General features: G+C 30.5%; 13 protein-coding genes and 1 tRNA gene. 9 read left to right on the top strand and 5 right to left on the bottom strand.

Going from position 1 to position 14,588, the window contains the following annotated elements; all coding sequences use genetic code 11:
- Nucleotides 1–86: 86 nt before the first annotated feature.
- Nucleotides 87–380 carry a DUF493 family protein gene (locus A8975_RS08925; RefSeq protein ID WP_134199913.1) on the bottom strand — a complete coding sequence of 98 codons (294 nt, stop codon included), beginning with the start codon at nucleotides 378–380 and terminating at the stop codon, nucleotides 87–89.
- 170 nt (nucleotides 381–550) lie between these two features.
- Here A8975_RS08925 and A8975_RS08920 point away from each other — a divergent pair, with 170 nt between their 5' ends.
- The 5 genes from A8975_RS08920 to A8975_RS08900 all read left to right on the top strand — a co-directional run bounded on the left by A8975_RS08920 (nucleotide 551) and on the right by A8975_RS08900 (nucleotide 5,102).
- The gene (locus A8975_RS08920; RefSeq protein ID WP_134199911.1) at nucleotides 551–1,090 is read left to right on the top strand and encodes an AAA family ATPase; all 540 of its coding nucleotides are present in this window, start codon (nucleotides 551–553) and stop codon (nucleotides 1,088–1,090) included.
- Between the two features lie 2 nt (nucleotides 1,091–1,092).
- Nucleotides 1,093–2,991 carry an ATP-dependent DNA helicase RecQ gene (locus A8975_RS08915; RefSeq protein WP_134199909.1) on the top strand — a complete coding sequence of 633 codons (1,899 nt, stop codon included), beginning with the start codon at nucleotides 1,093–1,095 and terminating at the stop codon, nucleotides 2,989–2,991.
- Between the two features lie 3 nt (nucleotides 2,992–2,994).
- Nucleotides 2,995–3,945, top strand: a complete 951-nt coding sequence (gene fmt / locus A8975_RS08910; protein WP_134199907.1) for a methionyl-tRNA formyltransferase — start codon at nucleotides 2,995–2,997, stop codon at nucleotides 3,943–3,945.
- Nucleotides 3,946–4,140: 195 nt separating this feature from the next.
- Nucleotides 4,141–4,413, top strand: coding sequence for an HU family DNA-binding protein (locus A8975_RS08905; protein WP_129761679.1), 273 nt, complete (start codon nucleotides 4,141–4,143; stop codon nucleotides 4,411–4,413).
- A gap of 125 nt (nucleotides 4,414–4,538) precedes the next feature.
- Complete coding sequence (locus tag A8975_RS08900; protein WP_129761680.1) at nucleotides 4,539–5,102, top strand: YqgE/AlgH family protein; 564 nt, start codon at nucleotides 4,539–4,541, stop codon at nucleotides 5,100–5,102.
- On the opposite strand, the gene A8975_RS08895 is transcribed toward A8975_RS08900, so the two are convergent.
- Both A8975_RS08895 and A8975_RS08890 read right to left on the bottom strand, forming a co-directional pair.
- Complete coding sequence (locus tag A8975_RS08895) at nucleotides 5,099–5,944, bottom strand: aminotransferase class IV (RefSeq protein WP_134199905.1); 846 nt, start codon at nucleotides 5,942–5,944, stop codon at nucleotides 5,099–5,101. The two genes, A8975_RS08900 and A8975_RS08895, sit on opposite strands and share 4 nt — an antisense overlap.
- Before the next feature lie 54 nt (nucleotides 5,945–5,998).
- On the bottom strand, nucleotides 5,999–6,391 hold the full coding sequence (locus A8975_RS08890) for an START-like domain-containing protein (protein WP_129761682.1): 393 nt from the start codon (nucleotides 6,389–6,391) through the stop codon (nucleotides 5,999–6,001).
- Nucleotides 6,392–6,527: 136 nt separating this feature from the next.
- On the opposite strand from A8975_RS08890, the gene A8975_RS08885 reads away from it, so the two are divergent.
- From A8975_RS08885 to A8975_RS08870, 4 genes are all read left to right on the top strand, one after another.
- Nucleotides 6,528–6,601 (top strand) — tRNA-Met (locus A8975_RS08885).
- A 264-nt stretch (nucleotides 6,602–6,865) separates the two neighbouring features.
- Nucleotides 6,866–7,990 (top strand): T9SS type A sorting domain-containing protein, encoded by a 1,125-nt coding sequence (locus tag A8975_RS08880; protein WP_129761706.1) that lies wholly within the window; start codon nucleotides 6,866–6,868, stop codon nucleotides 7,988–7,990.
- A 470-nt stretch (nucleotides 7,991–8,460) separates the two neighbouring features.
- The gene (locus A8975_RS08875) at nucleotides 8,461–9,207 is read left to right on the top strand and encodes a hypothetical protein (RefSeq protein ID WP_134199903.1); all 747 of its coding nucleotides are present in this window, start codon (nucleotides 8,461–8,463) and stop codon (nucleotides 9,205–9,207) included.
- Between the two features lie 99 nt (nucleotides 9,208–9,306).
- Entirely contained in the window at nucleotides 9,307–9,801 is a 495-nt protein-coding gene (locus tag A8975_RS08870) for a YqiA/YcfP family alpha/beta fold hydrolase (protein WP_131508545.1), read from the top strand.
- An 84-nt stretch (nucleotides 9,802–9,885) separates the two neighbouring features.
- Here A8975_RS08870 and A8975_RS08865 read toward each other — a convergent pair whose 3' ends face one another.
- Together A8975_RS08865 and A8975_RS08860 are read right to left on the bottom strand one after the other, a co-directional pair.
- Nucleotides 9,886–11,232 carry a hypothetical protein gene (locus A8975_RS08865; protein ID WP_134199901.1) on the bottom strand — a complete coding sequence of 449 codons (1,347 nt, stop codon included), beginning with the start codon at nucleotides 11,230–11,232 and terminating at the stop codon, nucleotides 9,886–9,888.
- A complete protein-coding gene (locus A8975_RS08860; protein ID WP_131508542.1) occupies nucleotides 11,232–14,582 on the bottom strand; it encodes an AAA domain-containing protein in 3,351 nt (1,116 codons plus the stop codon). Before A8975_RS08860 ends, A8975_RS08865 begins: the two co-directional genes overlap by 1 nt.
- Nucleotides 14,583–14,588: the final 6 nt, after the last annotated feature.

Below are 14,588 nucleotides of genomic sequence, written 5' to 3'. Positions count from 1 at the left end.
AATAAGATATAGGTATTTTATTACTGTGCATGTAGTTGTTTATGCACTAGCGCAAAATACAAAAAAATAATTAGTTCTATCTTAAATTATAATGAAATTACGCCTTCTACTTTTTCGGTAACTTCCTTGTATTTTGCAATAACAGCATCAGGATCTCTCATCAATAAATTAATCGAAACACTAGTATATTTACCGTTTTTAGATTCAATAGTATTTATAACTGCTCCCATATTATCAAAAAGCGCTTCTATTTCAGCTATTTTAGCTAGTTCTGATTTTACTATAAATTTATATAAATACTCTGAAGGCCAACTAGCTGTATCGTATAATTGTTCTCTTAATTTGTTATAAAATTCCTCTGTTCTTTTATCTTCTGCCATAGTTTTCATTTAAGAATGTAAAAATACATTTTGCATTACTTTATTCTGTTATATTTTTTAGGTAATTGCTGCTTCAAAAATATTATGCAATTAAACCTTTGTTTTGTTAAAAAATAATTATTTTCGACCAAAACACATTATACGCTTTATATAGCTAAAATCTTGCCAATTTGAGTACGAAAACAATTGTTATTACTGGAGGACCAGGTACAGGAAAATCTTCTATAATTAACGAACTAAAAGAAAGAGGATATACTTGCTTTGATGAAATTTCGCGTCAAGTAACACTTGAAGCTAGAAAAAATGGTGTAGAGCAACTATTTTTAACTGAACCTTTACTATTTAGCGAGCTTCTTTTAAAAGGTAGAATTAAGCAGTTTGAAGATGCAAACGCTCACAGCTCCAATACTATTTTTCTTGATAGAGGTATACCTGACATATTAGCATATATGGACTATATTGGTGACACGTATCCTGAACCCTTTATTGAGGCTTCTCAAAACCTTGTCTACAATCATGTTTTTGTTTTAGCACCTTGGCAAGAGATTTTTATTAGCGATGCTGAACGCTACGAAAACTTTGAGCAAGCAGTAGAAATACACAAACATTTACTAAACACTTACAAAAGATTCAACTACAATTTAATTGATGTTCCTTTTGGTCCTATTGAAGAAAGGGCTAACTTTATACTAGAGTTGTTAAATTTATAGTGATGCAACATCCTATAACCATACTTGAACATTATTTTAACCACACTAGTTTTAGACCACTGCAAGAAGACATCATTAATGCAGTACTAGATAATGAGGATACTTTTGTATTACTCCCTACTGGTGGAGGAAAATCTATTTGTTTTCAAATTCCTGCGCTTATTAAAGACGGTATTTGTATTGTTATTTCTCCATTAATTGCCTTAATGAAGGACCAGGTTAATGCACTTAACCAAAAAGGAATAAAAGCAATGGCTTTAACAAGTGGCATTTCTTATGACAGACTAGATACGCTTTTAGACAATTGCATTTATGGAAACTATAAGTTTTTATACTTATCTCCTGAACGTTTGCAACAACAAATTGTAAAAGATCGTATACAGCAAATGAATGTAAACCTAATTGCTGTTGATGAAGCGCATTGTATATCGCAATGGGGAAACGACTTTAGACCTGCTTATAAAAACATAAGTATTTTAAGGCAATTACATCCATCTGTTAATATTATTGCACTTACAGCTACTGCAAAAGCAAATGTTGTTGATGAAATTATAACCGAACTGGATTTTATTTCACCAAAAGTATTTAAAGCCTCATTTAGTCGTCCAAACATTTCGTATCAAATTATTGAAACCGAAGACAAGTATTATAAACTTGAGCAAGCTTTACAAGCCAATAAAGGATCATCGATTGTTTATGTAAGAAATAGAAAAGCGACCGTTGAAGTAAGTGAGTTTTTAGCAAAAAAGGGGTTTAGTTGTACTTTTTTTCATGGTGGTATAAATACTAAAGAAAAGCAAGACCGTTTGTACCAATGGACCAACAATGCGGTTGAAATAATGGTTGCCACAACAGCTTTTGGGATGGGAATAGACAAAGCCGATGTAAAAAATGTTATCCACTTTAATTTACCAGAGAGTCTTGAAAGTTATTATCAAGAATCAGGTAGAGCAGGAAGAAATGGTGATGATGCTTATGCAATTTTATTAAAAACAAATGCCGATGAACAACATTTAAGAAATCAATTTTTAAAAACATTACCATCAATAGACTTTATAAAACTGGTATATAGAAAACTATGCAATTACTTTCAAATCTCTTATGGCGAAGGCGAACAAACTCAGTACCAGTTTAGTTTTGTCAATTTCTGTAAAGCTTATGACTTTAAATCTTCATTAACCTTTAACGCTTTACAAATATTAGACAGAAATAGTGTAATTAGCTTATCGCAACAATTCAATTATAAAACCAAGCTACAATTTATTGTAAGTAATGCTGCATTGTTCAATTATCTTGAAACTCATGAAAAGCAATCAGTAATTATAAAATCTATACTTAGAACTTATGGCGGAATTTTTGAACATTTACTTAATATTAATGTTTCCATAGTTGCCAAAAAAGCATCAACTACAGAAGAACACGTTCTTAAAGTATTAAGCCAGCTTAAAACCGATGAAATTGTAGACTTTCAATATTCAAACACTGATTCTGAACTTACTTTTCTACAACCTAGAGAAGATGATAAAACCATAAATAGGATTGCTGCAAATATTGAAAAACAACATCAGCTAAAGCACGATCAAATTGAAGCTGTTTTACACTATACAAATACTAGTTCTGTTTGTAAAAACATTGTATTGTTAAATTATTTTGGCGAGAAAACATCAACTAATTGCGGAATTTGTTCAGTATGCAAATCCAAAGAAAAATCTAAACATTCAACAGATACTAAATCCGTTAAAAATGGTATTATTGTTGCTTTAAAAGAACAAGACTTGTCCTCAAGAGCATTGATAGAATTGCTTCCGTTTGATGACACCGAAATATTACACACTTTAAAATTATTGTTGGAGCACAACATTATAAGCATTACTCCAACAAACACATATAAATTAAATTAATCTATGACTGAAAAGTTACGAATAGTATTTATGGGAACTCCAGATTTTGCAGTTGCCACTTTAAAAACTTTGGTTGAACACAATTACAATATTGTTGGTGTAATTACTGCACCAGACAAACCTGCTGGTAGAGGACGAAAACTAAACGAATCGGTAGTAAAGGTATATGCACAATCACAAAACCTTAATGTGATGCAACCTACAAATTTAAAATCTGAAGCTTTTCTAGATGAGTTAAAAGCACTAGATGCTAATCTTCAAATTGTAGTTGCTTTTAGAATGCTACCAGAAGTGGTTTGGAGCATGCCTAAATATGGAACGTTTAACCTCCACGCATCATTACTTCCTAATTACAGAGGTGCAGCTCCAATACATTGGGCTATTATTAATGGTGAAACTAAAACTGGTGTTACCACCTTTTTTATTGATGAAAAGATTGACACAGGAGCTATGATTCTTCAAAAAGAAACAACTATTTCTCCAAACGAAACTGTAGGTCAATTACATGACAAGCTAATGAGTATTGGTAGTGAATTGGTTATTGATACTGTTAAGCAGATTGAAAATAATGAAGTTACTACAACTATTCAACCTAAAAATGATAACCTAAAAACAGCCTACAAGCTTAATAAAGACAATTGTAAGATTGACTGGACTATGCCTTTAGATGCTATTTATAACAAAATACGAGGTCTTAATCCGTTTCCTTCTGCTTGGAGCTTTTTAGAAAACAACGGAGAAACTGTTAGTGTTAAAATTTTTGAAGTTGAAAAGGAGCATACAGCCCATTCAAATACTGTTGGTTCATTAAAAATTGACCATAACAGCTTAAAAGTTTCAGTCAAAGACGGTTACATTATTATTAAAGAAATTCAGCTTCCAGGAAAGCGAAAAATGGATGTAAAATCATTAATAAATGGATATTCATTTAATGACGACGCTAAAGTGCTGTAAACCCTTATATTTACTGATATATTAAAAACATCGATAAAAAGCACCTTCTTTATTAACAAATTCTCAAAGTTATTAACAAAAATTTGCATTTCCCTTGCTATTACTTGCGTGAATGGATATTCCGTATAAATTTGTACGAGGATTAACAATAACGTTTAACCCAACTATTATTTTAATAATTAAAAATTTAAATTTATGAACAAAACAGATTTAATCAATGGAATGGCAGAAAACGCTGGAATTACTAAAGCTGCTGCAAAAAAAGCATTAGATTCATTATTAATTGATATCGAAGGATCTTTACAAAAAGGTAACAGAGTTTCTTTAGTAGGATTTGGTTCTTGGTCAGTTTCTAAAAGATCTGCTAGAGAAGGAAGAAACCCTCAAACAGGACAAACAATAAAAATAAAAGCTAAAAACGTAGTAAAATTTAAAGCTGGTTCAGATTTAAATAATGCTATCAACTAGTATTTTAATTTCTTTAAAAAAAGCCCACTCCCTAAAAGTGGGCTTTTTTGTTTTATAGAGTTTCCTAGTCAAAATGTTGGTTTTTATTAAAATATGTTTTAGTTTTAATACAAAATCATTTGCCTATGATTACTTTAAAGCCCGAAAAAGGATACTTACTCATTGCCGAACCTTCTATTATTGGTGACATGTCGTTTAACAGATCAATAATTTTACTTGCTGATCATGGAGATGAAGGCTCTATTGGTTTTATTTTAAACAAGCCACTGCAATACAAACTAAAAGACTTAATAACAGACACTGACGCCAATTTTAAGATTTACAATGGTGGACCAGTAGAACAAGACAACTTATACTTTATCCATAAAGTTCCCGACTTAATACCAGACAGTATTGAGATTTCTTTAGGAATATATTGGGGAGGAGATTTTGAAGTTGTTCTAGACCTTATTAATAATAACAAGCTTAAACCCTCTGATATTAAATTCTTTTTAGGTTACTCTGGTTGGGAACCTAACCAACTAGATATGGAGTTACAATCTAACTCTTGGGTAGTTTCAATGAACATGTATAAAAATGGTATTATTGAAAAAAGCTACGATAATTTCTTTTGGAAAGAAAAAATGCTAGAGTTAGGTGGTGACTATTCTATTTGGTCCAATGCACCTGAAAACCCTAGTTACAACTAAGATAGTCTTACCTTAATATTTAATTTTTCAACCAGTAAAGTAGCTACATCAGCTGTGAAACTTTTCTTTCTATAATTGGTTATAGGCTGTATTCCTGTGATTACGTTTGTTGTAAACAGCTCATCTGCTTTTTGAAGCTCAAAAGGAGAAATTGATGCTTCTAAAAGCTCGTAATCTTCTAGTTTTGTAATTATCTCAATAAGTTGTTTTCGCATTATTCCTTTTAAGCAACCATCTTCTAGTGGTGGTGTTTTAATGGTTTTTCCTTTTACTAAAAACAAGTTTCCATTAAGTGCTTCAACTACATTTTTATTGGTATTAAGCAGTAAGCAGTTTTCAAAACTGTTTTCTTGAGCATAAATGCTTCCTAAAACATTAATAATTTTATTATTTGTTTTTATAGTATTTAGTAAACCAGGAGACATATAGTAGTCTTTAAACAAATCGACAGTATAAGGTTTTGTATCTATAGTGTAAAACTCGTTTTCTAGTTCATCAACTACAATACTGTAATTTATTTTTTTAGTAATTGGTGTATACTTACCTCCTTCTCCTCTATCAATGTTTAATCTAACGCGAGCAGCAGACTTTGCTAAACCATTCACTGAAATTGTTTTGATAATTTCCTGCTCTAAAAATTCCATTGTAAACTCCATAGGAATTTCCATACGCAGAATACGCATAGAAGCCATAAGTCTAAAATAGTGATCTTCCCAAAAAAATATTTTGGAGTGCACCACTTTTAATGTTTCAAAAAGTGCGTCTCCATACTTATAACCTCTATTTTCTAGTGTTATATTTACTTCGTTTTGGTCTAAAATAGTTCCGTTTAAATTAACCATAAAAAAATCCCGATTAAAAATCGGGACAAATATATCAATTATAAAAGTGTTTGTCTAAGCAGAACCTAAAACTTGTTTTAAATCTGAAATTTGATTATCCCAAAGCATTTTGGCTTCGTCAATTTCATCTTCTTCAGTAAAATCTGTCACAATTAAAGACACGTCTTTAGTTATTTCATCTACTTGAATTTTAATTTCAAAAAAATATGATGCTCCATCTTCATCGTCACTCATCCATCTAAATTTTATACGCTCGCCACTTTTTTTACTTAACATTTTTGCTTTCTCCTCACTACCATCCCAAATAAAGGTATATATTTCTCCTCTAGAATTTACATTATCAGCAAACCATTCAGATAATCCTGAAGGCGTTGAAATATATTGATATAACAACTGTGGAGACGCGTGAATAGGGAATTCCATTTCAAACTTAATCTTTTCGTCCATAGGTAAATTTAATTATAGTGCTCAATATATACATTAATTGTTTAGTTTAAAAACTAATTTTTAAAAAATATTTTAAGTGTATTATGTTTGTTGACATTAATTTTGTTTTTATATTTGCAGCCGCATTAGAGCAAATGGCGAGGTAGCTCAGTTGGTTAGAGCGTCGGATTCATAACCCGGAGGTCTCGAGTTCAAATCTCGATCTCGCTACAAAATGTTAAATCAAAACAAATCAACGGTTTAGTTCACACTAAACCGTTTTTTTATGTGTATTATTTATGAATTAATCTGCTTAAACTTTAATGCACTTTATTTTTTATATGAAAAGGGCACGATTTTAATACTAAAGTATTTAATCAAAAACTATAAATACTGTATAGCTTAAAAATAAGATTTTTACTACATTGCGACTCAAAACGATACCGCTTAAACTTAACACGTTTTAGTTAACATTAAACCAAATTATCAAATCAAATGAAACAAACCTACTTATCTCTTGCCCTATTTTTTTATTTATTCTATGCCAACACTGTTAATGCCCAAACCGATTTAATATACCATGTTGATTCTGGAGAAGGTATATTTACTACTCACTTAGATGGTACTTCAAAAAACTCATTAGTTTCTTACACAGCTAGCTCTTCTTCTTTAGCGCATGATGTTGAATTAGATGTTGCCAACAGCCATATATATGTGCTTGACTTTAATGGCAGAAACTTAATGCGATATGATTTAGATGGTAACAACTCTACACTTATTTACTCCTACTCAACAATACCAAGAGATATGGAATTAGATACCACAAATGGTATAATTTATCATACTGTAAATGGTGAAGTATTCTCAACAAATTTAGTGGGCAACAACAAAAACTCTCTTATAACATATACACCATCAGCTACTAATTTATTGGACGAACTAGAGTTGGATGTCAATAATAATCATATGTATCTTTTAGATGTTAATGGAGATCATTTAACACGATACAATTTAGATGGTAGTAATAGTACTCTTATATATAGCTATACAGGTGGCACACAATACCCTAGTGACTTTACTACAGACCTCGCTAATAATTTAATTTACCACATTAGTAGAGATTTTACCGCTGGAGAAATTTTTACAACAGATCTATTAGGGAACTCAAAAACTGTATTAACGACCTTTACTGCAGGTGCTTCGCTTTTATATGTTGATATTGAGTTAGATGTTGAAAACAACCATATGTATCTACTTTCAACAAATGGAGATTTACTGGATCGTTATAATTTAGATGGTTCTAATAAAACTACAATACAGAGTTATCCTGGTAGTTTCCCTAAAGATATTGTTATTTTTAAAGTTGATTCTACATTATCTTTAAATGACTCTGAAGTTTTTAATGAGACACTCTCTCTTTACCCAAATCCGTCAAGTGATTTTATTCAAATTATGAATATAGAATCGAAGCTTTCTTATACTATTTATAATGCATTAGGTGCAGAAATTGAAAAAGGTAGTATTACCAGTGAAGATCAAATTGATGTTCGAGGATTCGTAAATGGATTGTATTTTATAACATTTGAGAATGGGACAGCGCTTCAGTTTATAAAAAAATAAGACTTCTTTTGTCTTTTAAAGTCGAAAGCCACAACGTGTATACTAGTTGTGGCTTTTGTTTTTATAGTTGTTTTTAAGAAGTAAGCTCTACAAATGCCCTCAGTATTACCCGCTCTAAAAAATTACGATTCAAGCTTCTTTGAGCTCATTTTAATTTTATTTTTTCCTATTAATAGAAAGTCCCTATACTATCCTAAGACAGGTGTGTTAATAGATTTTGTTGCAATAGTGTCTCTTCTATTTCTAATGTATTAACATGCTATACTTTACTGCTTATTTTATACTAAATCACTGGAAGTTGTAGTAGATTAGGCATAAAAGATGGTTTGGTATTGGTGGTGACCTGGGTTTGTATTAAGGTTAATGCAAGGAAAACCCGAATAAAACCTGAATATCACCTAGAGTTAATACGCTATATACACGCTATACCTATTGATTAACTCGCTAATTTTCACTACCTTAGACGCATTATGGCACGACAAAAAGGCATATTGAAAATTAGTGGTACACTAGACGGTATTAATTATTACTTCATTAAAGGTGTTGGCTATGCTAGAAAGGCAGGTGGTGGTTTTAATAGTAAAGCTATACGTACACAACCCAATATGCAGCGCGTACGCGAAAACGCTAGTGAGTTTGGGCATTGTAGTCAAGTGAAAAAGTGTTTACGATTAGCTTTAATGCCTTTTTTACATGGGTATAAGGATAGTACTTTGCATGGTAGAATGATGTCTTTACTGATCACAGTAAAAGCTCTTGATTTGGTTTCGGAACGTGGGTTTCGACGTGTTGGTATTGGGCTACAAACTGCAAAAGGGAGGACCCTTTTGCGACAGTTTGCATTTACTCCTCATCACAAGTTGCTTGAAGCTTTTACAAAATATTGTCATTTTGATTGGGCCTCACAAAAGTTATCTCTTTCTGATTTAAAGATTAGCGGTTTTAAGTCTCCTAAACCCGCTACTCACATTGGAATTAGTCTTGGCGTTATGGATTTTGACTTTGAAGGTTTGACCTCTTCATTAGAGGTTTCGCCCACACAATTTTTTGCTATTGACTCTGACTCCATCTCTTTTGAATTGATTCCTGAGGTTGTTGTTGCTCCAACATATATTGGTCTTGTTGTTCTTGGTATACGCTATTATGAAGTCATTGACAATGAGGTTTATACTTTGAATAGCCAAATTGGTGTAGGGTTGTTGGATGTTAGGGTATAGTTATATAACTGTGAAGACTTTTGTTTGAGTCTGTTTTTTTTTAAATACACTACATTCCTAGGTTTTCTTATAGTATATTTGATTTTAAGTTAAAACACAATGAATATCTTATATCTACACGGATTAAATGGTAGTTTAAAACCAGAAAAGCGCAACATACTTGAGGCTTATGGAACTGTTATTGCGCCTTCTATTGATTATCAGAATAACTCGAATGCTATTTCATGGCTTTACGACTCATATGCAAACAAAAGTATTGATGTTGTTATAGGTAGCAGCATGGGTGGATTTACTGGGTTTCACCTTAGTAAACTGATGCAAATACCAGCACTACTTTTTAATCCTGCCCTAGCCTCTAGATCTGTTGTGCAACAACTACCAAATACGCCTTCTAATAATGGAAGTACTATTTCTATGGTGCTAGGTGCAAAAGATACTGTTATAGACCCAAAAGGCACGCTGTCTTTTTTAGGCAACACCTTATCACAAAAGCAGCTTTACAAGCTAACTATTCTCCCAAATATGGAACATCGTATTCCACTAGATGTTTTTGAGGAGGCTGTTTTAAAATTTTTAAAAAATAAAAGGGCATAAAAAACTTGTAATTACACCCTTAAAGAAAATAAATCGAATTTAATATACGCATTTATTACTTATATTAATCTCATCTAAATTTGATTATTTCAAGTTAAGGTTAATTTCATATTCTTTCAGGGTATTTTCCCATTTCATTTCCACATTTTGAGGAATTAATGTGCTTTCTTCGTTTGCTATTTTTTGACCTTGTTCTTTATTGAATGAGAGGAAATTAAAACTTCCGTTTATATAGTAATCGTTGTCCTTAATAATTAGTTTTTTGTGAGTTCCTGTCATTTTAGAATTACCTATTTTATCAAAATGAGTAGGCAAATGTATTAAATGAAAGTTTACATACAGGCTAGTCAATCGCTCCATTTCCTTTTCAGCTTTTCTATGATGTTCATCTTTTTCTTCAATGCCGTATAGTACAATCACATTCACATTCCGTTTCAATGCTTGTTCAAAGGCTTCAATATATTTCAAAGTTGCACGCTTTATCCAAGGGCTTTCTATCAGTATTTTAGATTTAACTGTTTTTAATGCTTCAGCAAATTTTTCTTGCGTTTCCCAAACGGATAATGTTTGAACTTCTGTGTCCTTTTTCTCTGTAAAGCCTGAATGAAAACTTTCTAAATTTTCTTCTTGAATTTTTGAAAAACTAGTTCTTTCAGAATCCGATAATAGATCGATTAACTCCTGATGTCTATTTTTTAAAATTCCAGTTAGCCTTTTTTGTTTAGAAACATCTTTGTCTGTATTTCTAATTTCCATATATGGTTCTAACTCATTTTCTTTTTCCTTTATTGGAATATACTCAATAAAATAGTACATACAGAATTCTTTATTTTCACTATCAAAATTAATATTTGACTTGTCATAATCTACTAAATAGGCTGCCCCTTCATTCTTATTTTTATAAATATCAGAAAGCTGTACACTCCTATCTTTTAATAATTCAGGGGTTCTATTAGGATATGTTATTTCAGATGGTAATTTTTTAACGTCCTGTTTTATTTGATGTGTTTTGAAATCTTTATTTAGAACTTCATTTGATATTCCATCAATTAAAAATTCGAACTCTTCCTCTTCTAGAATTTTTAAAATACTATTATCTTTTACAAATTCTTCTCCTTGTTCGGTTACTGACCAAACGCCCGAAGCAAAATTCACAAAACCTCTTTCACGTAGAAAGTATAACTCTCTTAATATGAAGTCCTCTTTATTAAGTCCTAAAAACTTAATTATTTGTTCTTCTTTGTTGTAACCTGCTTTTATTGTTCTTAAAAAAACTGAATACACTTGCTGTATTGACTTTTCAGGCGATTTATTTACGGTTGCGTTTATACGAACTCGTCTGTAAGGATAAGCAAATGGTATAATTTCGTTTATTCTATAATCGCTTGGACATTGATTATCCAGCTTTTTATGTATTTCTTGTATGTCCATTAAAATATTTGTTCAACGTTTTTAACAACCCAGTCTTTCTTCAATTCACTTAAATATTTTTGTAATGCTGGTTTTTGATTTTTATCCTCCAAATTTTTTGGTGGTTTAACACTTAATATACTGTCTAAATTACCGACAATAATTAATAGTCTTTTTTGCCTTGATAAAGCAACATTTATACGATTTGCATTAGATAAAAATCCTAATGTTTGTTGCTGACTTCTTACTAAATCAAAAATGATAATATCTTTTTCTAAACCTTGAAATTTATCTACTACATCTATAACTACATTGTTAGATTTCACATTTTTTAGTTTACGATAATCAACTTTACGATTAAGAACTTTTGATATTTCTCTTTTCTGTGCTGAATATCCTGAAAGAATACCAATTGTGTAATTCTTTACTTTATTAAATTTATCTAAACCATTTAGAAGTTCTGGAATTAATTCAGCACTTAATTTATTTCTAGAGGAACCATTTCTGTCAACTTCACTTTTGTATGAATTACCAATATCAAGAAAGACAATTGAACTATCAATTTTTAAATCAAGATTATGTTCTTTGTCTGTGTTTCTTTCAACTGGTTCTATCTTTTCTTCAAAAGGCTCGTAAAAGCATTTTGAAGTAAGTAAAACTTGGTCTTTTGAACATCTTCTACATTCTTCTAACTGACTTTTAAAGTCGTCCCCAATAATTTCTATAATATTTTCAAATAAACTTGGTCTATTAAAATAATCATCCCAACTATCGAATTCATCCGTATCATTTTTAAACTTTTTTCTTAACCATTTTTCAACTTCTCGATTTGCAGTTAGCATTGGTCTTAATTGCCTGTGGTCGCCAACTAAGACTAGTTTATCAGCCATAACAATGGGTATTAAAGCTTCTGCTGTGGTTGCTTTACCACTTTCGTCCATTATGACATAGTCAAACTCAAAATCATATTTTTGATATTTTTTTGACGCAATATGATTAGTTGTTGCTCCAATTACTCTAATACTATCTATTAATTTTTGATTGAGATTGCTATTTTCATCTAACGAACTAATTGCATATATCCAATCTGTATATATTTTTTGTTTTAAAAAATAGTCGCTAAAATTTACTTTTACCAAACCATTGATTGATGTTATAAACTCTGTTTCAGAATTTAAAGATTGCTCTAAATCTATAAAGGTTTTAGAAAATGTTAACGCCTTTTCTATATCTCGTTTTTTTACATTCCATTCTACATCAAGTGAGAGTATTTCAAAAATTTGTTGAATAATCAAATTTTCGTTTTTAAGTTTTTTTTTGATTTCAGACTTATATAAATTCCAATTCGCTTTTGCTTTTTTCTTAACCTCATTTTTCCAACCTTCAATTTTTCTGTCTAAAGTATGTTTTTGTAAACTTTTAATTGGTTTTCTGACACCACTTAATCGGACAATTGGAACTTTTTTTTCTAACAGGTTTTCTAACACATTATCAACTGCATCATTTGTTTGAGAAGTGATTAAAATTTTAGCATCAGGATTGTTATTTAAAATTTGAAAAACAATTTCTGTGATTACAGTTGTTTTTCCTGTACCTGGTGGTCCTTGAATAACAGTTAAAGGTTCTCTATGTATTGCGTTTAGTATTGCTGTTTGTTGATTAGCACTATACTCAAGTGGAACATTATTATCATCAGTCTGATAAACTTTCTCTAAGCCATATTTATCTATAGGTTTATTTGGAATATCTAGAGGATTAAAAATATAATGTATTAAATCTCTATTTTGAACTTCATTATGTTCTACTTTTCTGATAGCATCTTTTTGTCTTCTTTTCTCAACCTCTTGTTTACTTGTATCTTCAAATATGTATCCATTTTTCGGTATTTTATTAAAATTTAAACCTTCACAATCTCTAAACTTTAAAACTCGTGATCCACTATTGAAATTATAAGCAACTCCAGAAAACAATAATGGCTCTTTCATCTTTTTTTCGTCCGCAGTATCACTTATAATAAATTGAATAGGATCTTTATTTTCTTTGTCTAAATTCCCTGCCTTTTTAATGTGAGAGTCGATTAAACCATTTTTACTGTATTTTTCATTGTCTTGAATTTTAAATGAAATTTCATGGTTTCCTTTTTTTTCAAAACTTACAAACTTAAGTCTCAATGAGTTTGTTTTAATTACATCCAATTCTTTGTCAATTAAATCTTTAAAAAACTTTAACTCTTTAGTAATTTTTCTTTTTCCTTTTCTATAATCTCCTTCGTGCTGTTTTTCTTTTTGTATTTTTTTTAAAAAAGGTGTTAAGTTGAAATGTTTACCATAACTATATTGCGAAGTGTAAACTATTGGTAAACCCAACATTGTTCCGTTTTTTAAAACTCTATTATATTTATTTTCATCTCCTGACTTATGCGCATAGTTTCTAATTAGTAATTTGTTTTCAGAAATCAACCATAGGCAGTGGATATTATAGTTATAAGTTATTATGTCAATTAATATATTTCCTCCTGATTTTGGGCTAACATCAAACTTTGGTGTAAAATCAATTGTTTCGTCAATATATTTGTTGTTAAGTTCTTCAATTAATTCTGAATTAAATTCACCATCAATTAAAACTGTATTCACATTATCAAACGATATTTCGTTTACTATTTTAGATAATTGTTCTAAAAAAGCAGTGTAGTTTAATCTATTAGATGGTAATTGTTCACAACTTTTATCTATTAGTTTTTTTATTTCTTCAAATTCATTAATTTCATTCTTTTCAAAATACCATTCAATAACTTTACCTATAGAATAGATATCAGATTGATAAGAGAATCCCTTTGGGATATTTCTATCCCATTTTTCAGGTGGTGCAAATGCTTTTGCGAAAATCTCTAATTCTTGTGATTGGCTTAATGTTGCGGAAATATCTGAAACTCCAAAATCAATTAAGTAGAAATCAAAGTTTTCATCTACAAGTATATTTGCAGGTGTTATATCTCCGTGAGTAAGTTTATGTTTTTGTTGCAATTGCTGTAAGCAATTTGTAATTTGTTCAATTCCTTTTAAAAAATGCGTTGGTTTAATTTCAGAAACACTTTCTTCTAAAGAAGTTGCGGTTTTGTTTTCGAATATGATGCAATAAGCACTTTGATTTTCATCCCAATCATATTCAAAAATTCTTGGCAAAGAATTATGAAATGCTTTTTTTAAGTGTCTTAATTTGTTGTAAAGAATTTTACTCGGTTGCGAGTTTTGCTCAATTCCTTTTATCCATTTGGCAAAATAAATTTCTCCACTTTCATCTGTTACTTTTGCGGTTGATGAATAACCTCTGTTTTGGATTTCTCCGTATTGTTGATATTTGTTTAAAATCATTTAATT

The sequence above is a fragment of the Meridianimaribacter flavus genome (assembly GCF_004366715.1).
In the GTDB taxonomy this organism is placed as follows: domain Bacteria; phylum Bacteroidota; class Bacteroidia; order Flavobacteriales; family Flavobacteriaceae; genus Gaetbulibacter_B; species Gaetbulibacter_B jejuensis.
Note: the sequence above shows the minus strand (reverse complement) of the source record. Positions and strands in the feature narration are given on the sequence as shown.